Here is a 20600-nt window from a genome sequence, read left to right as displayed (position 1 = left end):
AATGACGAATGCGACTACAGGTCGCATCGATAAGCACAACTGTCATTCCTTCGTCATAATGGCCGCTTATAACTGCAACGCTCGCCCGTAAACGCGGGCTCAGGAGTCTGTCGTGAGCTTTACCCCTGCCAATCGCCTGTTCCCAGCCACCCGCCTGCGTCGCAATCGCCGTGATGATTTTTCTCGCCGTCTGGTCCGTGAAAACGTGCTGACGACCGACGATCTGATCCTGCCGGTCTTCGTTCTGGACGGTGAAAATCGTCGCGAGGCTGTAGCGTCGATGCCCGGTGTGGAACGCTTGAGCATTGATCAGTTGCTGATTGAGGCGGCGAATTGGGTAGAACTGGGAATTCCGGCAGTAGCGCTGTTTCCGTTTACGCCGCCCGCGCTCAAATCCCTCGATGCCGCCGAAGCCTGGAACCCTGAAGGTATCGCCCAGCGCGCTACCCGCGCCTTGCGCGAGCGTTTCCCTGAATTAGGTGTGATTACTGACGTGGCGCTGGACCCGTTCACCACTCATGGCCAGGACGGCATTCTTGACGAAGAAGGCTATGTCGAGAACGACATCACCGTCGACGCGCTGGTCAAGCAGGCTTTGTCTCACGCGGCTGCCGGCGCTCAGGTGGTTGCGCCGTCGGACATGATGGACGGTCGCATCCAGGCGATTCGTGAAGCCCTGGAGCTGGCCGGTCACGTGAATGTGCGGATCATGGCCTACTCGGCCAAATACGCCAGCGCCTACTACGGCCCGTTCCGCGATGCGGTGGGTTCGGCGTTGAACCTGGGCAAGGCCAACAAGGCCTCGTACCAGATGGACCCGGCCAACAGCCAGGAAGCCCTGCACGAAGTGGCGGCCGACCTGGCCGAAGGCGCCGACATGGTGATGGTCAAGCCCGGGATGCCGTATCTGGACATCCTTTACCGGGTCAAAGAGGAATTCAAGGTGCCGACCTTTGTCTATCAGGTCAGCGGTGAATACGCCATGCACATGGCCGCAATCCAAAATGGATGGTTGAGTGAAGGGGTGATCCTCGAATCCCTGACTGCCTTTAAACGTGCGGGCGCTGATGGCATTCTGACCTACTTCGCCGCCCGCGCCGCCCAATTGCTTAGAGAGCAACAATAGCCCTCACAGGAACACTCGATGAATACCGAAGGACTCTCCGAAGTTGCCGTAAAAGACGCTCACCCGGTGGTGGAACACGTCGCCGAGACCCCGCCGGAGCATGAGCCGGTCATGCCAGTGGCAGTGGCTGAAACGCCTGCCCCGGCGACCCCGGTGGTGGCGGTGACCAACCTGGATGACAGCAGCCTGTACATCCACCGCGAGTTGTCACAACTGCAATTCAACATCCGCGTGCTGGAACAGGCACTGGATGAATCCTACCCGTTGCTGGAGCGGCTGAAATTCCTGCTGATTTTTTCCAGCAACCTGGACGAGTTCTTCGAGATCCGTGTTGCCGGCCTCAAGAAACAAATCACCTTCGCCCGCGAGCAAGCCGGCGCAGACGGCCTGCAGCCGCATCAGGCGCTGGCACGCATCAGCGAACTGGTGCACGGCCATGTGGACCGCCAATACGCGATCCTCAACGACATCCTGCTGCCGGAACTGGAAAAACATCAGGTTCGCTTCATCCGTCGCCGTCAATGGACCACCAAGATCAAGACCTGGGTGCGCCGTTACTTCCGTGACGAGATTTCGCCGATCATCACCCCGATCGGCCTCGACCCGACGCACCCGTTCCCGTTGCTGGTGAACAAGAGCCTCAACTTCATCGTTGAGCTGGAAGGTATCGACGCCTTCGGTCGCGACTCGGGCCTGGCGATTATTCCGGCACCGCGCCTGTTGCCACGCATTATCAAAGTACCGGAAGAAGTGGGCGGCGCCGGCGACAACTATGTGTTCCTGTCGTCCATGATCCATGCGCATGCCGATGACCTGTTCCAGGGCATGAAGGTCAAGGGCTGCTACCAGTTCCGCCTGACCCGTAACGCCGACCTGGCGCTGGACTCCGAAGACGTCGAAGACTTGGCCCGCGCCCTGCGCGGTGAGCTGTTCTCGCGGCGTTATGGCGATGCGGTGCGCCTGGAAGTGGCCGACACCTGCCCTAAACACCTGTCGGACTACCTGCTCAAGCAGTTCAACCTGGCCGAGTCGGAGCTGTACCAGGTCAACGGCCCGGTGAACTTGACGCGCCTGTTCAGCATCACCGGCCTGGACAGCCACCCGGAGCTGCAATACACGCCGTTCACGCCGCAGATCCCGAAATTGCTGCAAAACAGCGAGAACATTTTCAGTGTGGTGAGCAAGCAGGACATTCTGCTGCTGCACCCGTTCGAGTCGTTCACCCCGGTAGTCGACCTGCTGCGTCAGGCCGCCAAAGACCCGCACGTGTTGGCCGTACGCCAGACCCTGTACCGCTCCGGCGCCAACTCGGAAATCGTCGACGCGCTGGTCGACGCCGCGCGGAACGGCAAGGAAGTCACGGCAGTCATCGAGCTGCGTGCGCGCTTCGACGAAGAATCCAACCTGCAGCTGGCCAGCCGCCTGCAAGCGGCTGGCGCGGTCGTCATTTACGGTGTGGTCGGCTTCAAGACCCACGCCAAGATGATGCTGATTCTGCGTCGTGAAGCCGGTGAGATTGTGCGTTACGCCCACTTGGGCACCGGCAACTACCACGCCGGCAACGCCAAGCTTTACACCGACTACAGCCTGCTGACCTCCGACGATGCCTTGTGTGAAGACGTCGGCAAGTTGTTCAGCCAGTTGATCGGCATGGGCAAGACCTTGCGCATGAAGAAGCTGCTGCACGCGCCGTTCACCCTCAAGAAGGGCATGCTCGACATGATTGCCCGCGAGACCCAGTTCGCCCTCGACGGCAAGCCGGCGCACATCATTGCCAAGTTCAACTCGCTGACCGATCCGAAGATCATCCGCGCGCTGTACAAGGCCAGCCAGTCCGGCGTACGTATCGACTTGGTGGTGCGTGGCATGTGCTGCCTGCGCCCGGGCATTGTCGGGGTGTCGCACAACATCCACGTGCGCTCGATCATCGGCCGCTTCCTGGAACACACCCGCGTGTTCTACTTCCTCAACGGTGGCGAGGAGCAGATGTTCCTCTCCAGTGCCGACTGGATGGAGCGCAACCTCGACAAGCGTGTGGAGACCTGCTTCCCGGTGGAAGGCAAGAAGCTGATCATGCGGGTCAAGAAGGAGCTGGAAAGCTACCTCACCGACAACACCCACAGCTGGAGCCTGCAGTCGGACGGCCGTTACGTGCGCAATACGCCAACCGGCAACCAGAACCCGCGCAGCGCGCAGGCGACGTTGCTGGAGAGGTTGGGCAGCCCGATTCTTACGGTGAACTAGCAGCCAATACGGACTAAAAATGTGGGAGGGGGCTTGCTCCCGATGGCAGTGTGTCAGTTGACCTATTCATCAACTGACCCACTGCCATCGGGAGCAAGCCCCCTCCCACATTGGTTTTGCAGTGTTCTTTAGCGCAAGTTCAGGCTGAACCCCACCCGCGTCAACCACTCCGCTTCTTGGGCGAAATCCGCCTGGGTCAGCTGATTCTCATCCAGCCAGCCTTTGGGGAACACCACGTCGAGGCTGTCGCCGTTGGCGCGCAGGGTTACCTGGGGCATTTCCTGAGTGCCACGGATATGGTGGAACAGGATCGCAAAACGCAGCAGCACGCACAGGCGAATCAGCTTGATGCCGTCGTCGCCGAACTCGGCAAACTTGTCTTTAGGAATATTGCGGCGATGGCCGCGCACCAGCAGCGCGAGCATCTGTTGGTCTTCGCGGGAGAAACCGGCGAGGTCCGAGTGCTCGATCAGGTAGGCGCCATGCTTGTGGTAATGGTAGTGGGCGATGTCCAGGCCTACCTCATGTACCTTGGCGGCCCAGCCAAGCAGCTCGCGCCACACGCCGTCTTCCAGCTCCCAGTCTTCGGCCACTTGGTCGAAGGCGTGCAGGGCTTTGCGCTCCACGCGGGCGGCTTGCTCCAGATCGACGTGATAACGCTCCATCAGTGAGCTGAGCGTACGCTCACGCACGTCTTCGTGGTGATGGCGGCCCAGCAGGTCGTAGAGCACGCCTTCGCGCAGGGCACCGTCGCAGTGGTCCATGCGTTGCAGTTCGAGGGCATCGAAGATCGCTTCGAGAATCGCCAGGCCCGCCGGGAAAATGGTGCGGCGGTCGGGCTTGATGCCGTCGAAGTCGATTTTCTCTGCATCGCCCAGCTTGAACAGCTTGCGCTTGAGCCATGCCAAGCCTTCGGCGTTAACCTCGCCCGTACCGTGGCCGCCAGCTTTGAGGGCCAGGCCAATGGCGCGAATCGTGCCGGACGAGCCAATCGCCTCATCCCAGGTCAGGCGGTGCAGGGCGTGCTCGATGCTCATGATCTCCAGCCGCGCAGCCGTGTAGGCCTGGGCATAACGTGCCGGGGTGATCTTGCCGTCCTTGAAGTAGCGCTGGGTGTAGCTGACGCAGCCCATCTGCAGGCTTTCGCGCAGCAATGGCTCGAATCGTTGCCCGATGATGAATTCGGTACTGCCGCCGCCGATGTCGGCGACCAGGCGTTTGCCAGGGGTGTCGGCCAGGGTGTGGGACACGCCGAGGTAAATAAGCCGCGCTTCTTCACGCCCGGAGATGACTTCTACCGGGTGCCCGAGGATTTCCTCGGCGCGGCGGATGAATTCGCCACGGTTGCGGGCTTCACGCAGCGCGTTGGTGCCAACGATTCGCACGGCACCAAGGGGCATGCCGTTTATCAATTGGGCAAAACGCTTGAGGCAGTCGAGCCCTCGCTGCATGGATTCTTCGTTGAGCTGACGCGCGTCGTCGATCCCGGCGGCCAATTGCACTTTTTCGCCGAGCCGCTCAAGGATGCGGATTTCACCGTTCTGGGCCTTGGCCACGACCATGTGAAAGCTGTTGGAGCCCAGGTCTATGGCGGCGATCAGGGACAGATTCTTGGCTTGGAATTGCGGCATGGTTTGGGGGTCTCGGTCGATAACCCAGCCATCGTGCCACGATCGACCGCTGACGCCAACGCGTTGTGCCTTAGTAATTTTCCTGACGCTGTCTGTGGGGATTTTTCGTAGGAAATGTAGGGCGGTTTTGTAAGCGTGTGATGAATACCCCGCCGGACGATGTAGGGCGTTTTAACTGTGCACTGTTGTAAGACTGCTTGTGAAATTGCCTACAGTAATGACGAAGATGTTCGCCTGGTTATTTTGGTCGGGACTACCGTATGAATGGGTTAAAGCCACTGCCTATATTCATGGCTCCCACAGTGACTGCTGTGTTGTCTGATTCTTTAATGAAGGGCCAAAGCGACAGACTGGCACCCGGCAATTTTGCCTGGGTGTTATTTATTTATAGTTGTGCATGTCCGGGAAGATAAAGCGTGAGGCGATGGAGTCGCCAACACACAAATAAACAGCGCCTGATAACTTTTTAGTGACAGGACAAGCATGAAAAAGATTGTTGGATTGACTCTCGGTATCGTGTGCCTGGCTTCTGCCCTGAGCGCCCAGGCAACCACCAGTGCCCAATTGGTCGTCAGGGGTACGATTACGCCTGCGGCGTGCAACCTTAGCCTGGCCGGCAGCGGCATTATCGATTACGGCACCATCCGTTCCGGCGAATTGTCCCAGACGGCCTTTAACCCGCGCGAAGAGCGGAGCACTTCCCTGGTCGTCAATTGCGGCACTACGCCTGCCCGGTTCGGCATCGCCTTTACCGACCTGCAAGCGGGCAGCAAGGTCACGGGTATTCTGGGGGCCGGTTTCACTGAAGCTCAGAACTTCGGTTTGGGTGCGGTAGCAAGCCGCCGTACAGGCGGTTACTCCGTCACCCTCAGGGATTTGCGCACCTCCGGTACAGCCCTGCTCCCCATCATGCGTGCAGGTGCGGGCGCCTGGCAGTACAGCGATGGCAAGGTTGCTCAATCGCCAAGCCAGTATTCGTGGCGCAATAGCACCGCGATCACGCCTGCCGCTATTTCCCAACTGACCGGCACCCTTGTGGTGAAGGCCGTCATCAACCGGGCCCAGGACCTCGACCTGAGTCGCGACATCGCCATTGATGGGCGCGCCACGCTGGTACTGAGTTACATCTAAGCGACTGAAAACAGCCAATCAAGAACTTCATATTTTCTGATTGGCTGTTTTTTTGTGGGCGCTTGGCTACCAATCATCAACTTGATTAGTTGCGGGGAACATGGAGTGCGTGGTTTTTCAATAGTAAGTAGCGCGTTGTTAGCGTGTGCAAGTGCGTGCGTTTTTTATACCGCTGTTGTCGCAGCGGACGGCATGTTGCCTGAAACAACCGTTGTCGTGCTGTATGAAGAAGACGGTGAAGCCACCCTGAATATAAAAAATACCGATGCGGGCCCGGCCCTGCTGCATTCAGTCGTGGAAAACGTACCGCAGGATCTGGAGCCACTGTTGATTGTCACGCCGCCCGTCTCGCGTGTGGAGGCGGGCGACACCCAGTTGGTGCGATTCATCAGCACCCTTAAAGAGCCGCTCAAGACTCAGCGGCTTAAACGCGTGTCCTTTGAAGGCATCCCCCAAGCGCGTGCTGCGGGCGGAGCGACCATCGGCATTACCTTGCGCCAGAATTTGCCGCTGATCCTGCACCCACAAGGGCTGCCTCGGCACCCTACGCCCTGGGAGCTGCTGAAGTGGAAGCGCACAGGCGAGCAGCTGACGGTTCACAACGACAGCGCCTACGTGGTGCGGCTGGCGCCGGATGTGCAGTTGCTGCCCCAAGGCATTCAGGCCACGTTACCGCGCACCTATATTTTGCCGGGCGAGGCGCTTGCGGCAACGGTCGACGGCCCTCTGGGCGGTGTGACTGAAGTCGACATTCAGCCCGCCACGGTCTACGGGTTTTCGGTGGATCACTACCGGGCGCCGATCATTGCCAATGAGGGTTGATCGACGCATGAACAGCCCGTCATGTCGCCGCTTTGCGGCCTCTGCCTGGCCGCGGGGACCGTCGCTGCTGGTTGGTTTTGCGACCCTGTGGAGTTTGCCCGGCCTGGCTTTTGCGCTGGAACTGGGCGAGGGCTTTGATCTGGCGGCCCTCACTGCCCATGGCATTGACCCCAAAGTCTCAGACTACTTTCGCAGTGCGGCGCGCTTTCGCGAAGGTGTCCAGGTGGTGGGGTTGCGGGTCAATGGCAACCCGCTCGGGCTAGTGGATGCGCGGTTCGACCCACAGGGCCGACTGTGTTTTACCCCAGGGTTACTCCAAAAAGCCGGGCTGGTTAAACCCGGCACGATCCTTCTTGAGGGCGACACGCCAGACAAGGCCTGCCATGACTTTCTCGGAGCATTCCCGACGACGATGGTGCGGCTGCGCCCCGGCACGGATGAGGTGGCGCTGGTGGTGCCGACCCAGTCGTTGCGTGGGCCCGAATGGGACGCCGGAAACTTCTCCAGGGGCGGGGCGGCGGCGTTGTTCAACTATGACGTGCTGGGTTTCGACAGCCACTCGCGCAGTGGGCCCAGCCGGTTCCTGTCGGCTTATACCGAGGCGGGCTTTAACCTTGAGGACTGGATTGTTCGCAGTCGTCAGTTCTACGTGTCCGATAACGGTAAGGCCCGCACCGAGCACCTGTACGCTTTTGCCCAGCGGGATATCGCTGCGCTGCAATCAACGTTTCAGTTAGGCCAGATTTCCAGCAACAACCCGGTGTTTGGCGGCATCCAGTTGTCCGGCCTGCAGTTTTCACCGGATGGCCAGTCGCGCGCTCTCGCAGGCCATAACAATGCGGTGGTCGAGGGCCTTGCCCAGAGCCAGTCACGGGTTGAGGTTCGCCAGTCCGGTGTATTGATCCATACCACGCTGGTGCCCGAAGGCCCATTCCGGCTGACAGGCCTGCCATTGCTCAATGGCACGAGTGACCTTGAAGTCAGCGTGATCGACGTGCGCGGTGCCAGGCGCAATTTTGTGGTGCCGGCGGCGTCGTTCGCGGGGGCTGTACCGGCTGCGCCTGGCTATTACTTTTCACTGGGTAAGCTGCGCAAGAACGCCGGTGAAGACGGCCCGTCTCCCGTGGTTGCGATGGGCAGCGGCACTTGGGGAATGGGCCGCGATTCGTCCGCCGGCTTTGGCCTGCTCAGTACCGATGACTACTGGTCGGCCGGTGGCACCCTGAGCAGCGTGTTTTTCCAGCGGGTGAGTGTGACCGCCCGTCAAAACTTGTCACAGGACAGCAAAAACAACGTGTCCGGCGCACGCACCAGCGTGTCCCTGAGCAGCCCGGTGGTCGCCACGCTCGACGTCAACGTCAGCGCCACCTCCCAGACCCGGGGTTATCGAGAAGTGCTTGAAGCGGGTCGCTCGACGAAGGCCGATGAGCTGGGTTCACGCTTCAAAAACCAGTACACGGCAGGCATGAGCTGGGCCGACCCCATTCTCGGGGTGTTTTCCCTGGGCTACACCCGCAGTGCTCAGTTTGATCGGCAAACCGCCGAACATGTGTTTGCCTCGTGGAACAAGTCTTTCAAGCGTGCGGATGTGGCATTTATCGCGGATTCGCAGGTAGGCGGCACGCGTGCCGGCCGGGGGGAGACGCGAGCGGGCGGGCACCGCGAGCGCGCCCTGGAGAATGACCTGTCCGTGCGGTTGCAGGTGAGTGTGCCGCTTGGCGGTGATCGTCGCGTGCACAGTTACACCAGCCGTCGTGGTGACCAATTCACTGCCGGTACAGCACTCAGCGACCGGGTTAACGAGTATGTGAATTACGAGGTGGGCGTGGAGCGGGACCTCAAGGCCCGTGAGCAGTCCATTCGTGGGCAGGTGGATATCCTGCCGCGCTACACCCGCGTTGGCTTGGGCATCAATCGGGACCCGCTGGGCACCAGCTACACCGGGCAATTGCAGGGCGGCGTGGTGGCTCACCCAGGCGGGCTGACCTTCTCGCCCTACGCTGTGCAGGATACGTTCGGCGTGGTGAAAGTGGGCGACATCGGCTCAGCTAAAATCGACACCCCGCAGGGCCCGGTGTGGACCGACTTCAGTGGGCAAGCGGTGATCGCCGGTTTGCCTGCGTACACCCACAGCCGGGTTGAAGTGCAGACCCGCTCCCTGCCCAAACGCGTTGACCTGAAAAACGGCACCCAGGTGCTGGCGGCGGGCCGTGGGTCTTTTAATTCGGTGGGTTTTGATGTGGTGAAAGTACGTCGTGTGCTGCTCACCGCCAGCGATCAGCAAGGGCGGCCCTTGCCCCAAGGCGCGGCAGTGTTCGGCAAGGGTGACCGCTTCCTGACCAATGTGGTGGGCGACGGCATGATTTTCCTCAACGACGTCACTGAGCAAAGCCTGCGGGTTGCTCTGCCGGACGCTTCTACTTGCCTGTTGCGCATCGACCCGGGAACCCAGCCTGATCATGACAAGTTCTACGAAACCACCTCGGCGGTGTGCCATGCCCGTTAAGTTTAAAAGTTTGCCCTGGATACTGCTCGGCCTGGTGCTGGCCGTGCCTGGCGTTTCGGCGCAAAACTGTCGATTGTCGCTGAGCCAGCCGCGCATCGACTACAGCGCTATACGTCGGGAGGAGCCCGGTGACAGCGCAACACTGGCGCTCGGCACTCGGGTGCTGCACGTCAACGTGCTGTGCGCAGAACCTGCGGCCATGGGCTTGCGTTTTATCGGGGTTGCAGCCGATGGGCAGGGGTTTCAGTTCGGTCGTCATGGGCGTTTTCGCCTGAGCCTCACACACGCACAAATTGATGGGCATGCCATCGGCTGGGCGGCGGCGCATTTGCCGGGCGAACCGGCCACTGGGCAATTGCTCCCCGGCCAGACCTTGATGGCGCGGGTCGCAGGCATGCCCATGATTGGCCGGCGACTGACAGCTCAGGTCGAGATCGACACCGAGCTGCCCGCCGACGCACTGGAGGTGCGCAGCCAAGCGCACCCGGAGGGGCGGGGCAGTTTCGAACTGATCAGCCCGGCTGTTCCACCGAACCAATGAAGTTGGCGAGTTCCGGCGTCTTGGGGTTGGCGAACAGGGTTTTCGGGTCGCCCACCTCATGCACCTTGCCCTGGTGCATGAACACCAGCTTGTCGCCAACTTCCCGGGCAAAACGCATTTCGTGGGTCACCATGATCAAGGTCATGCCGTCTTTGGCCAATTGGTGCACCACGCTGAGCACTTCATTGACCAGTTCCGGGTCCAGCGCCGAGGTGATTTCGTCGCACAGCAGCACTTTGGGCGACATGGCCAGGGCGCGTGCAATCGCCACGCGCTGTTGCTGGCCGCCGGACAGGCGATCGGGGAAGGCGTCGAACTTTTCGCCCAGCCCGACGCGCTCCAGCATTTGCCTGGCAAGCTGCGCCGCCTTGGCCTTGGGCACTTTCTGCACCACTTGTGGCGCGAGCATCACGTTCTCGCCCACCGTCAGGTGCGGGAACAGGTTGAATTGCTGGAACACCATGCCGACTTTCTGCCGCAGGGTGCGCAGGTCGGCGCGGGCGGCGTCGAGGTATTCGCCATCGACTTCAATTACGCCGTCGTTGATCGATTCCAGGCCGTTGAGGGTGCGCAGCAAGGTGGACTTGCCCGAGCCGCTGCGGCCGATGATCGCCACCACCTGGCCTTCTTCAACCGTCAGGTCGATGCCCTTGAGTACGTGGTGATCGCCGTAATACTTATGCAGGGCAGAAATTCTAAGCAGAGGCATGCAGTCTCCTTTCCAGGTAGCGCGCACTGAGGGACAAGGGGTAGCAGAGCAGGAAATAACCCAGCGCTACCAGGCCGTAGACCATGAACGGTTCGAAGGTAGCGTTGGCGAGCATGCCGCCGGTTTTGGTCAATTCGGTGAAGCCAATGATCGAGGTCACAGCGGTACCTTTGACCACTTGCACCGAGAAACCCACGGTCGGCGCCACGGCAATGCGCAGCGCTTGGGGCAGGATCACGTAGCGCAGTTGTTCAAACGGGTTGAGCGCCAGGCTGGCCGAGGCTTCCCACTGCCCGTGGGCGATGGACTCGACGCAACCGCGCCAGATTTCAGCCAGGTAGGCGCTGGTAAACAGGGTCAACGCAATTGCCGCCGCCAGCCAGGGCGAGATGTCGATGCCGAGCAACGCGACACCAAAGAACACCAGGAACAGCTGCATCAACAGCGGCGTACCCTGAAACAGTTCGATGTAAGTGCGCGCGACATTGCGCGGGAACGCCTTGCTGCTGATGCGCATCGTCATCACCAGCAAACCGATCACGCCACCGCCGATGAACGCCACCAGCGACAGCATTAGGGTCCACTGCAAACCGGTGAGCAGGTTGCGCACGATGTCCCAAAAGGAAAAATCACTCATCGGCTGTTCCTCATCACGTAGCGACGGCCGATCCAGTTGAGCAACTGGCGAATCATCAACGCCATGCACAGGTACACCAGGGTGGTCAGGGCATAGGTTTCAAAGGCGCGGAAGTTGCGCGACTGGATAAAGTTGGCGGCAAAACTGAGTTCTTCGGTGGCGATTTGCGAACACACCGCCGAGCCGAGCATCACGATGATGATCTGGCTGCTCAGGGCCGGCCACACCTTGCCCAGTGCCGGCAGCAGCACCACGTGGCGGAACGCTTCGAATCGCGTCATCGCCAGCGCGGCGGCGGCTTCCAGTTGGCCGCGTGGGATGGCCTGGATGCCTGCGCGGATGATCTCTGTCGAATAGGCGCCCAGGTTGATCACCATCGCCAGCACCGCGGCTTGCCACTCGGTAATTTTCAGGCCCAGGGACGGCAGGCCGAAGAAGATAAAGAACAACTGCACCAGAAACGGTGTGTTGCGAATCAACTCGACATACACGCCGAAGAACCAGGCAAACGGCTGGATCTTCCACGCCCGCACCACGGCGCCGACGGTGCCCAGCGCCACGCCGAGGATCGCGCCGATGGCCGTCAGCTCAAGCGTGAACAGGGCGCCGCGCAACAGCAGGTCGGTATTGGCCAGCACCGGCATAAAGTCAAATTGATACGCCATGAATCAGCTCCGTCGCTTCAGAGGTCGGCTGGCAGCGGCTCTTTAAGCCATTGCATCGCGTTCTTTTCCAGGCTGCCGTCGGCTTTGGCCGCGACCAGGATCTGGTTGACCTTCTCCAGCAGCGCCGGCTCGTTTTTGTTCACGCCCACGTACACCGGCGAGTCCTTGAGTTTCACTTTCAGCGCCGGGACGCGTTTCGGGTTGCGCTCGCTGATCGCGACCATCACCACGTTGCCGCTGGCGATCAGGTCAACCTGGCCGGCCAGGTAGGCGGCGATGGTCGAGTTATTGTCCTCGAAGCGCTTGATGGTGGCTTCCTTGGGCGCTACGGCGGTCAGCTCGATGTCTTCGATGGCGCCACGGGTCACGCTGATGGTTTTGCCCTTGAGGTCGTCAGTGGTGCTGATGGCCGCGTCAGGTGGGCCGAACACCGCCAGGTAAAACGGTGCGTAAGCCTTGGAGAAGTCGATGACCTTTTCGCGCTCGGGGTTCTTGCCGAGGCTGGAAATCACCAGGTCGACCTTGCCGGTGGTGAGGAACGGGATGCGGTTGGTGCTGTTGACCGGCGTCAGCTCCAGCTTGACCTTGAGCTGATCAGCCAGCAGCTTGGCGGTGTCGATGTCCAGGCCGCGAGGTTTCATGTCAGGGCCGACCGAGCCGAATGGCGGGAAGTCCTGGGGCACGGCAACCTTGAGTGTGCCACGGGCGACTATATCGTCCAAACCGTTGGCCTGGGCGGGTGCCTGGCTCAGCATCAAGCTGGCAAACAAGGCAGTGAGCAGGGCGCTGTAACGCTTGGTCATGGCAACTCTCCGAGAAGGGCGAAGGAATTTTCTGTTTCTGGGCAGTGCACAGCCCATGCCATCACGGACTGGATCGTCTGCAACGCCGGAGTTCATTGAGCTGCGGTGGTCTTACTGGTCTGAACAGTGGGCTGACTTTTCGCACCGTTATCGAGCATCGCCAAAACCCCGCGAGCCCCTTTGGGGCGTGGCTTGCCGCCAGCCGCGAATAGCTTTACAACTAGCCGCTCAGTTGTCTGGAAGCTTGAGTTTTTTATGAATTCCATCGCCCAAGCGGTACCGGAAGCGGCCCTGCAGGCCATCCGTAAACTGATCAAGGAACAGGGCTTCGGCGCGGGTGACGCGTTGCCTTCCCAGCGCGACCTGGCGGTGCAATTGGGCGTCAGCCGGGCGTCGTTGCGTGAAGCGTTATCGTCCCTGAGCGCGTTGGGGGTGGTCAGTGTGCAACCGGGCAAGGGCGTGTTCGTGCAGGCGGTAGATGATGCGCCGGGGTTTGCGTGGCCGTTTGCAGCGCAGGCCACGCCGCTGGATATTTTCCAGCTGCGCTATGCCCTTGAGGGGTTTGCAGCAGGGCTGGCAGCGATGACCCTGACCCTTGATGAGCTGGACAGTCTGGAAGATAACGTCGAGGCGATGCGCAAGGTGCTCAAGGCCGGCGACTTCGAGGCGGCTGCCCGGCTGGACTTCGAATTCCACCAGCGCATCCTGCTGGCCAGCGGCAACCAGGCGATGGTGAGCATCCTGAGTGCCAGCGCCGAGGTGTTCCTGGAGAGCCAGAAGCTACCGTTCATCCGGCCGGAACGGGCCATGGAAACCTGGCAGGAACACCGCAAGATCCTGCGTGCCCTGGCCCGGCGCGCCAGTGCAACGGCGCAGAAAACCATGCAGGAACACGTGCGCAATGCCGCCTTGCGCACCGGCATTGCCTTCGTGACGCCCGTGACCCCGTGAGTGGGCAATACCCAAAGTCATGCGCCGCCATAGCAAGACTCAATCAGAGGCGGCTTCCTGAACCGGGGAAGGGCGGCTATGATGGGCCACGTTTTTTTTGCTTACAATCCGGAGACATCCATGAGCAACGATCTTATCAAGCACGTCACCGACGCGACCTTTGAGGCCGAAGTACTCAAGGCTCAAGGCCCGGTGCTGGTTGACTACTGGGCTGAATGGTGTGGCCCTTGCAAAATGATCGCGCCTGTTCTGGACGATATTGCGACCACCTACGAAGGCAAACTGACCATTGCCAAGCTGAACATCGACGACAACCAGGAAACCCCGGCCAAGCATGGCGTGCGTGGTATCCCGACGCTGATGTTGTTCAAGAACGGCAACGTTGAAGCCACTAAAGTGGGCGCGCTGTCGAAGTCTCAGCTGCAAGCTTTCCTCGACGCGAACATCTAAGCGTCGTCAAAAAAGCCCCGCAAATTAGCGGGGCTTTTTCGTGAAACAGGGCTAGACGCTCCGAAACTCAGGTGTTACATTCGGCCCCGCACTGGTTTCTCCAGTGCCCCCTGCAAGCCGTCGCCGACGCATTCCTTTTCGATTAGTACGCGATCCTGTCGCCTTCTCCGCGGCGCGGCCTCATTAAGCCAAAAGCTTAATTTCCCCCCTCCATAAATGATTACGTCATTCCTATATGAATCTGACTGAACTCAAGCAAAAGCCGATTACCGACCTGCTCCAGCTGGCCGAAGAAATGGGCATAGAAAATATGGCCCGTTCGCGCAAGCAGGACGTGATTTTCTCCCTGCTCAAAAAGCACGCGAAAAGCGGCGAGGAAATCTCCGGTGATGGCGTGCTGGAGATTCTCCAGGACGGCTTCGGCTTCCTCCGCTCTGCAGACGCTTCCTATCTTGCCGGCCCAGACGATATCTATGTCTCGCCGAGCCAGATCCGTCGCTTCAACTTGCGCACCGGTGACACCATCGTTGGCAAGATCCGCCCTCCGAAGGAAGGCGAGCGTTATTTCGCACTGCTGAAGGTCGACACGATCAACTTTGATCGTCCCGAGAACGCGAAAAACAAGATTCTCTTCGAGAACTTGACGCCGCTGTTCCCGACCGTGCGCATGAAGATGGAAGCCGGTAACGGTTCCACCGAAGACTTGACCGGTCGAGTCATCGACCTGTGCGCCCCGATCGGTAAAGGCCAGCGCGGCCTGATCGTTGCACCGCCGAAAGCCGGTAAGACCATCATGCTGCAGAACATTGCAGCGAACATCGCGCGCAACAATCCTGAAGTTCACCTGATCGTGCTGTTGATCGATGAGCGTCCGGAAGAAGTAACCGAAATGCAGCGCACCGTGCGCGGCGAAGTGGTTGCCTCGACGTTCGATGAGCCGCCAACCCGTCACGTGCAGGTTGCCGAAATGGTGATCGAGAAGGCCAAACGCCTGGTCGAACACAAGAAAGACGTGGTGATCCTGCTCGACTCCATCACCCGTCTGGCCCGTGCTTACAACACCGTGATCCCGAGCTCCGGCAAGGTACTCACCGGTGGTGTCGATGCCCACGCCCTGGAGAAACCAAAACGTTTCTTCGGCGCCGCGCGGAACATCGAAGAAGGCGGTTCGCTGACCATTATCGCCACCGCGCTGGTTGAAACCGGCTCGAAGATGGACGAAGTGATCTACGAAGAGTTCAAGGGTACCGGCAACATGGAACTGCCCCTGGACCGTCGCATCGCTGAAAAGCGTGTGTTCCCGGCCATCAACATCAACCGTTCCGGCACACGCCGCGAAGAGTTGCTGACCGCCGATGACGAACTGCAGCGCATGTGGATCCTGCGCAAGCTGCTGCACCCGATGGACGAAGTCGCAGCCATCGAGTTCCTGATCGACAAGTTGAAAGCTACCAAGACCAACGACGAGTTCTTCCTGTCGATGAAGCGTAAATAACACGACGATTCAGGTCGAAGAAAAATGGTGCCCTTGAGGGTGCCATTTTTTTTGCGCCAAACAGGGAGGTATGTGTGCGGAGCGTGTCAGTACAGAAACAAAAAGGGCGATTACGCCTACGCTCTCTTCCATTTGTATCAGGTTGATTACGATTTATGACCGCTCTTGCTTACCGAAGAGACATTGATGGCCTGCGCGCTATCGCTGTCCTGGCTGTAGTGTTGTTCCACTTTGGGGTGCCGGGTGTCACCGGCGGCTTTGTCGGCGTAGATGTTTTTTTTGTGATTTCAGGTTTCCTGATCACCTCGATCATCCTGCGTGAGCGCGAGGGTGGGCATTTCAGTTTTCTGAATTTTTGGGCGCGCCGGGCCCGGCGTATCCTGCCAGCGTTGCTGGTAATGATGTCGGTGTCGTTGGTCGCCGGGTGGTTCCTGATGGCGCCCAAGGACTATTCCGAGCTGGGCCGATCGATCCATAACCAGGCGATCTTCATCTCCAATTTATTCTTCATGCGTCAGGACGGCTATTTCGAAACCGCCTCTGATATGAAGCCGATGCTGCACACTTGGTCGCTGTCGGTTGAAGAACAGTTCTACATTGCGTTTCCGCTGTTGCTGGCGCTGTTGTCGAGTCGGCTCAAGCACTGGCGCAGCGCGCTTTTCGTGTTGTTGCTGGTGTCATTCGCGGCGAGCGTGTGGGCGGTCTCGCATGCGCCGGACAAGGCGTTTTTCCTGCTGCCCATGCGTGCCTGGGAGCTGCTGGCCGGCGCCATGCTCGCCGTTATGCCTGCGCGCGCCAAGCGTATAAGCCCAATGTTGGCGCAAGCCGTCAGCGCTATCAGCCTGGGGCTGATCCTGGTGGCAGTCGTCGGCTATGACGACAGCACCGCCTTCCCGGGTTTGGCGGCTCTGTTGCCGGTGTTGGGCGTGGTCGGGCTGATTTGGGCCAACGGCCAACACACCACGTGGGTCGGCCAGTTGCTGGGTAGCCGCGTGTTGGTGGGCATCGGGCTGATTTCCTATTCCTGGTACCTGTGGCATTGGCCGGTGCTGGTGTTTGGCAAATACGCGAATATTGCCGACCTGGCGCCTGTTCAGCTTGCGGCCTTGTTCAGCCTGAGCCTGCTGCTGGGGTATGCGTCCTGGCGCTTTGTCGAAGGGCCGTTTCGTGAGCGGCGCCTGTTGGCTGGGAATCGGGCAGTGCTGGTATCGGCGGTCATAGGGCTGGTCAGCCTGGGTTTGATCGGTAAAGGCCTGGTGTGGTCGGATGGTTTTGCCTCGCGGTTATCGCCCCAGGCCCTGCAATTCGCCAAGGCTCACACCTGGAGCCCCAACCTGATGAACTGCCTGTCGGATGACAAGAAAAACAAGCACCGCGAGCTGTGTCATTTTGGTCCGCAAGAGGGCACTGCCCGCGCGTTGGTGTGGGGTGACAGCCACGCCTCGGCGTTGATTCCTGCGTTGAAAGACGGTGCCGGCAGGTACGACTTCGGCATCACACAGGCCGGTTACGCCGGTTGCCTGCCTTTCTACCGCAAAGAAAACACCCCGGGCTGCAACGCCTTTAATGAGCGCGTCACCCAGTTGCTGAGCCGCGACTCATTCAGTGACGTGGTGCTGGTCGCCCGTTGGAGCCTCTACGTTTATGGCCAGCGCAACGGCGATACCGGCCCAACGATTCATGACCCGGCGACAGGGAAATATGACCGTGCTGTCGCTGAGCGTACATTCTCCGAGGGCATGCATGCGCTGGTGCACCAACTGCGTGCCAGTGGCCGCCGTGTATGGCTGGTGAAGGAAGTACCGTTGCAGGATTTCAACGTACCGTACCGCCTGAGCCGACTGGCGATGCTGGGGCGTCCGACCGATAAGGAAGGCTTGCCGGTGAGCGAACACCTGCAGCGACAAGCCACCATCAGCACTGTTTTTGAGCAGATCGCAGCAGCAGACTCGGGTGTTCAACTGCTGGATCCGGCGCCCAAGCTGTGTGATGCCAACGGTTGGTGCCGGGTCGAGCTGGGCGGCCAGTCGCTGTATACCGACGATAACCACCTGTCTATCGTGGGCACGCATTATGTGGAAGGCTTCCTTGAGCCCTTCTTCAACACCTTGCGCAACGTCTCCGTGGAGTCGGGTGTGAGCCGCAATGACGTGCAATAAGCTGCCAGCGCTCGTAAGAGCAGGTAGGATGTACGCCTATTTTACGGGTGGCAAAGTTAATGAAATTCAAGGATCTTCGGGATTTCGTGCAGCAACTTGAGCAGCGCGGAGAGTTGAAACGTATCCATGTGCCGGTTTCCCCGGTACTGGAAATGACTGAGATTTGCGACCGCACCCTGCGCAACAAGGGCCCGGCGCTGCTTTTCGAAAACCCTACCGGCTTTGATATTCCGGTGCTCGGCAACTTGTTCGGCACGCCCGACCGGGTTGCCTTTGGCATGGGCGCCGAGTCACTCAGCGAATTGCGCGAGATCGGCAAGCTGCTGGCCTTCCTCAAGGAGCCCGAGCCGCCCAAGGGGTTGAAAGACGCCTGGTCGAAGCTGCCGATCTTCCGCAAGATCATTGCCATGGCCCCCAAAGTGGTCAAGGACGCCGCGTGCCAGGAAGTGGTCATCGAAGGTGATGACGTCGACCTGGGTATGCTCCCGGTGCAAACCTGCTGGCCGGGCGACGTTGGCCCGCTGATCACCTGGGGCCTGACCGTTACCAAAGGCCCGAACAAAGACCGCCAGAACCTCGGTATTTACCGTCAGCAAGTGATCGGCCGCAACAAGGTGATCATGCGCTGGCTGAGCCACCGTGGCGGCGCGCTCGACTTCCGCGAGTGGTGCGAAAAGCACCCTGGCAAACCGTTTCCGGTTTCGGTGGCCCTGGGCGCTGACCCGGCGACCATTCTGGGTGCCGTAACGCCAGTGCCCGACAGCCTCTCCGAATACGCGTTTGCCGGCCTGTTGCGCGGCAACCGCACTGAGCTGGTGAAGTGCCGTGGCAACGACCTGCAAGTGCCAGCCACCGCTGAAATCATCCTTGAAGGCGTGATTCATCCCGGTGAAATGGCCGATGAAGGCCCTTACGGCGACCACACCGGCTACTACAACGAAGTCGACAGCTTCCCGGTGTTCACCGTCGAGCGCATTACCCACCGCATCAAACCGATCTACCACAGCACCTACACCGGCCGGCCGCCGGATGAGCCAGCTATTTTGGGCGTGGCGCTGAACGAAGTGTTCGTGCCGATCCTCCAAAAGCAGTTCCCGGAGATTACCGACTTCTACCTGCCGCCCGAGGGCTGCTCGTACCGCATGGCCATCGTGACCATGAAGAAGTCGTACCCGGGCCATGCCAAGCGAGTAATGCTCGGTGTGTGGTCGTTTTTGCGACAGTTCATGTACACCAAGTTCGTTATTGTCACCGATGACGACATCAATGCCCGCGACTGGAACGACGTGATCTGGGCCATCACCACGCGCATGGACCCCAAGCGCGATACGGTGATGATCGACAACACGCCGATCGACTACCTCGACTTCGCCTCGCCGGTGTCGGGCCTGGGCTCGAAAATGGGCCTGGATGCCACCCACAAATGGCCGGGTGAAACTACCCGTGAGTGGGGCAGGGTGATCGTCAAGGATGAAGCGGTAACTGCCCGCGTCGATGCGATGTGGAAAGAATTGGGAATAGATTGATGCGCGTAACCCTGCAACCTTCCGGCGCCATATTGGAACTGGTCCCTGGCGAGCGAATCCTCGAAGGCGCTCGCCGCCTGGGCTACGAGTGCCCGCAGGCCTGTCGCAATGGCGTGTGCCACGTGTGTGCCGCGCTGTTGGTAGAGGGCCGTGTGCTGCAAGCCGGTGAGGTGCGCGACCATGGTGAGTTTTTCACCTGCATCGCCGAACCGCTGGAAGATTGCATTGTGTTGTGGGATGGCGTGTTGGCGCCGGGAGAGTTGCCGTTGCGCAAGTTGTCGTGCCAATTGAGTGAATGCGTGGAAGTCGGTGGCGATGTGTGGCGCGTGCGCCTGCTTGCCCCGGCCGGTAAAGCGGTGCGTTACCACGCCGGGCAATACCTGATGATCGAGCGGGAAAACGGCCAGAAATCCGCGTTCTCCCTGGCTTCAGCACCCCACTCCGGGCGTGAGCTGGAGTTGCACGTGCTGGCCCGCGAGGACAGCGCGCGTTCCCTGCTCGAACAATTGCAGCGCAACCAGATGGCGCGCATCGAGCTGCCGTTTGGCGACACCCATCTGGCCGAGTTGCCGGACGGGCCGCTGGTGCTGATCGCCGCCGGTACCGGCATGGCGCAGATGCACAGCCTGATCGAGCATTGCCGCGCCTCCGGCTTCAAGCACCCGGTACACCTGTACTGGGGCGTGCGCCGTCCGGAAGATTTCTACGAGATCGAGCACTGGGACCAGTGGCGGCAACTGCCCAACCTGTTCCTGCACAAAGTCGTCAGCGACCTGTGCGGCTGGGAAGGGCGCTGCGGGCTGCTGCATGAGGCGGTGTGTGAAGACATCAGCGACCTCAAGGCCGTGCACGTCTACGCCAGTGGTTCACCGGCGATGATCTACGGCACGTTGGATGCGTTGGTGGAAGCCGGGATGGATGCGCACCAGATGCGCGCCGATGTGTTCGCCTACGCGCCTCGGCCCTAAAGCCGATCAAATAAATCACTGCCATACATCGATCAAACTGTGGGAGCGGGCTTGCTCGCGAAGGCGGCCCCTAGGTCCACGCTGGATCGTCAGATGTGAACCGGTTCAAAATGTGGGAGCTGGCTTGCCTGCGATAGCGTCCTTTGAGTTGGCCATTTGCTTGGTTGGAATGAGTACATATCCATTGCTGCGGTAACGGCCACTTAGGGTTCCGCTCTTACAGCCAGCCCTTTCAA

Annotated in this window: 17 protein-coding genes; 12 read left to right on the top strand and 5 right to left on the bottom strand. The window is 60.1% G+C overall.

Translation table 11 applies throughout. The features are described from left to right. The first annotated feature begins 112 nt into the window (after positions 1–112). The gene (hemB, locus tag Q7C20_RS18005) at positions 113–1126 is read left to right on the top strand and encodes a porphobilinogen synthase (RefSeq protein WP_348058779.1); all 1014 of its coding nucleotides are present in this window, start codon (positions 113–115) and stop codon (positions 1124–1126) included. 18 nt (positions 1127–1144) lie between these two features. Beyond that, positions 1145–3370 carry a polyphosphate kinase 1 gene (gene ppk1, locus Q7C20_RS18000; RefSeq protein ID WP_375069175.1) on the top strand — a complete coding sequence of 742 codons (2226 nt, stop codon included), beginning with the start codon at positions 1145–1147 and terminating at the stop codon, positions 3368–3370. Positions 3371–3498: 128 nt separating this feature from the next. Here ppk1 and ppx read toward each other — a convergent pair whose 3' ends face one another. Continuing rightward, positions 3499–5001 carry an exopolyphosphatase gene (ppx, locus tag Q7C20_RS17995; protein WP_348058775.1) on the bottom strand — a complete coding sequence of 501 codons (1503 nt, stop codon included), beginning with the start codon at positions 4999–5001 and terminating at the stop codon, positions 3499–3501. Positions 5002–5484: 483 nt separating this feature from the next. Here ppx and Q7C20_RS17990 point away from each other — a divergent pair, with 483 nt between their 5' ends. The 4 genes from Q7C20_RS17990 (at position 5485) to Q7C20_RS17975 (ending at position 10001) form a co-directional block, all read left to right on the top strand. Further along, positions 5485–6132 carry a DUF1120 domain-containing protein gene (locus Q7C20_RS17990; protein WP_348058773.1) on the top strand — a complete coding sequence of 216 codons (648 nt, stop codon included), beginning with the start codon at positions 5485–5487 and terminating at the stop codon, positions 6130–6132. Between the two features lie 135 nt (positions 6133–6267). After that, positions 6268–6954 carry a fimbria/pilus chaperone family protein gene (locus Q7C20_RS17985; RefSeq protein WP_375069173.1) on the top strand — a complete coding sequence of 229 codons (687 nt, stop codon included), beginning with the start codon at positions 6268–6270 and terminating at the stop codon, positions 6952–6954. A gap of 7 nt (positions 6955–6961) precedes the next feature. Further along, positions 6962–9460, top strand: coding sequence for a fimbria/pilus outer membrane usher protein (locus Q7C20_RS17980; RefSeq protein WP_375069172.1), 2499 nt, complete (start codon positions 6962–6964; stop codon positions 9458–9460). Continuing rightward, positions 9450–10001, top strand: a complete 552-nt coding sequence (locus Q7C20_RS17975) for a hypothetical protein (RefSeq protein ID WP_375069170.1) — start codon at positions 9450–9452, stop codon at positions 9999–10001. Before Q7C20_RS17980 ends, Q7C20_RS17975 begins: the two co-directional genes overlap by 11 nt. On the opposite strand, the gene Q7C20_RS17970 is transcribed toward Q7C20_RS17975, so the two are convergent. Genes Q7C20_RS17970 through Q7C20_RS17955 form a run of 4 tightly spaced genes read right to left on the bottom strand, consistent with a single transcriptional unit; the run spans position 9973 to position 12815 of the window. Next, a complete protein-coding gene (locus Q7C20_RS17970; RefSeq protein ID WP_375069168.1) occupies positions 9973–10710 on the bottom strand; it encodes an amino acid ABC transporter ATP-binding protein in 738 nt (245 codons plus the stop codon). The two genes, Q7C20_RS17975 and Q7C20_RS17970, sit on opposite strands and share 29 nt — an antisense overlap. Next, positions 10697–11347 carry an amino acid ABC transporter permease gene (locus Q7C20_RS17965; protein ID WP_375069166.1) on the bottom strand — a complete coding sequence of 217 codons (651 nt, stop codon included), beginning with the start codon at positions 11345–11347 and terminating at the stop codon, positions 10697–10699. The genes Q7C20_RS17970 and Q7C20_RS17965 overlap by 14 nt, the downstream gene beginning before the upstream one ends. Further along, on the bottom strand, positions 11344–12012 hold the full coding sequence (locus tag Q7C20_RS17960) for an amino acid ABC transporter permease (protein ID WP_348058762.1): 669 nt from the start codon (positions 12010–12012) through the stop codon (positions 11344–11346). Before Q7C20_RS17960 ends, Q7C20_RS17965 begins: the two co-directional genes overlap by 4 nt. 17 nt (positions 12013–12029) lie before the next feature. Then, positions 12030–12815 carry a transporter substrate-binding domain-containing protein gene (locus Q7C20_RS17955; RefSeq protein ID WP_064454657.1) on the bottom strand — a complete coding sequence of 262 codons (786 nt, stop codon included), beginning with the start codon at positions 12813–12815 and terminating at the stop codon, positions 12030–12032. Between the two features lie 255 nt (positions 12816–13070). Here Q7C20_RS17955 and Q7C20_RS17950 point away from each other — a divergent pair, with 255 nt between their 5' ends. From Q7C20_RS17950 to Q7C20_RS17925, 6 genes are all read left to right on the top strand, one after another. Beyond that, positions 13071–13766, top strand: a complete 696-nt coding sequence (locus tag Q7C20_RS17950) for a FadR/GntR family transcriptional regulator (protein ID WP_375069163.1) — start codon at positions 13071–13073, stop codon at positions 13764–13766. A 120-nt stretch (positions 13767–13886) separates the two neighbouring features. Beyond that, positions 13887–14216, top strand: a complete 330-nt coding sequence (gene trxA, locus Q7C20_RS17945) for a thioredoxin TrxA (protein ID WP_003213989.1) — start codon at positions 13887–13889, stop codon at positions 14214–14216. A gap of 235 nt (positions 14217–14451) precedes the next feature. Next, on the top strand, positions 14452–15711 hold the full coding sequence (rho, locus tag Q7C20_RS17940; protein ID WP_048729328.1) for a transcription termination factor Rho: 1260 nt from the start codon (positions 14452–14454) through the stop codon (positions 15709–15711). A gap of 155 nt (positions 15712–15866) precedes the next feature. Continuing rightward, positions 15867–17870, top strand: a complete 2004-nt coding sequence (locus tag Q7C20_RS17935) for an acyltransferase family protein (RefSeq protein ID WP_375069160.1) — start codon at positions 15867–15869, stop codon at positions 17868–17870. A gap of 59 nt (positions 17871–17929) precedes the next feature. Continuing rightward, positions 17930–19396 (top strand): 4-hydroxy-3-polyprenylbenzoate decarboxylase, encoded by a 1467-nt coding sequence (gene ubiD / locus Q7C20_RS17930; protein ID WP_375069159.1) that lies wholly within the window; start codon positions 17930–17932, stop codon positions 19394–19396. Beyond that, positions 19396–20364: a CDP-6-deoxy-delta-3,4-glucoseen reductase gene (locus Q7C20_RS17925; protein WP_375069157.1), complete on the top strand. Its 969-nt coding sequence runs from the start codon at positions 19396–19398 to the stop codon at positions 20362–20364. The genes ubiD and Q7C20_RS17925 overlap by 1 nt, the downstream gene beginning before the upstream one ends. Positions 20365–20600 lie beyond the last annotated feature (236 nt).

The organism is Pseudomonas sp. AMR01 (genome assembly GCF_041946035.1).
GTDB classification, from domain to species: Bacteria; Pseudomonadota; Gammaproteobacteria; order Pseudomonadales; family Pseudomonadaceae; genus Aquipseudomonas; species Aquipseudomonas antarctica_B.
This window is presented reverse-complemented; position numbering and strand designations above follow the sequence as displayed.

Excerpts from the sequence above, each read along its gene's own strand:
- Q7C20_RS17935 (WP_375069160.1), top strand. The coding sequence starts at position 15,867 with ATGACCGCTCTTGCTTACCGAAGAGACATTGATGGCCTGCGCGCTATC.
- Q7C20_RS17960 (WP_348058762.1), bottom strand. The coding sequence starts at position 12,012 with ATGGCGTATCAATTTGACTTTATGCCGGTGCTGGCCAATACCGACCTG.
- Q7C20_RS17990 (WP_348058773.1), top strand. The coding sequence starts at position 5,485 with ATGAAAAAGATTGTTGGATTGACTCTCGGTATCGTGTGCCTGGCTTCT.
- Q7C20_RS17955 (WP_064454657.1), bottom strand. The coding sequence starts at position 12,815 with ATGACCAAGCGTTACAGCGCCCTGCTCACTGCCTTGTTTGCCAGCTTG.
- Q7C20_RS17980 (WP_375069172.1), top strand. The coding sequence starts at position 6,962 with ATGAACAGCCCGTCATGTCGCCGCTTTGCGGCCTCTGCCTGGCCGCGG.
- Q7C20_RS17950 (WP_375069163.1), top strand. The coding sequence starts at position 13,071 with ATGAATTCCATCGCCCAAGCGGTACCGGAAGCGGCCCTGCAGGCCATC.
- Q7C20_RS17965 (WP_375069166.1), bottom strand. The coding sequence starts at position 11,347 with ATGAGTGATTTTTCCTTTTGGGACATCGTGCGCAACCTGCTCACCGGT.
- Q7C20_RS17975 (WP_375069170.1), top strand. The coding sequence starts at position 9,450 with ATGCCCGTTAAGTTTAAAAGTTTGCCCTGGATACTGCTCGGCCTGGTG.
- trxA (WP_003213989.1), top strand. The coding sequence starts at position 13,887 with ATGAGCAACGATCTTATCAAGCACGTCACCGACGCGACCTTTGAGGCC.
- ubiD (WP_375069159.1), top strand. The coding sequence starts at position 17,930 with ATGAAATTCAAGGATCTTCGGGATTTCGTGCAGCAACTTGAGCAGCGC.
- Q7C20_RS17970 (WP_375069168.1), bottom strand. The coding sequence starts at position 10,710 with ATGCCTCTGCTTAGAATTTCTGCCCTGCATAAGTATTACGGCGATCAC.
- Q7C20_RS17925 (WP_375069157.1), top strand. The coding sequence starts at position 19,396 with ATGCGCGTAACCCTGCAACCTTCCGGCGCCATATTGGAACTGGTCCCT.
- ppk1 (WP_375069175.1), top strand. The coding sequence starts at position 1,145 with ATGAATACCGAAGGACTCTCCGAAGTTGCCGTAAAAGACGCTCACCCG.
- ppx (WP_348058775.1), bottom strand. The coding sequence starts at position 5,001 with ATGCCGCAATTCCAAGCCAAGAATCTGTCCCTGATCGCCGCCATAGAC.
- rho (WP_048729328.1), top strand. The coding sequence starts at position 14,452 with ATGAATCTGACTGAACTCAAGCAAAAGCCGATTACCGACCTGCTCCAG.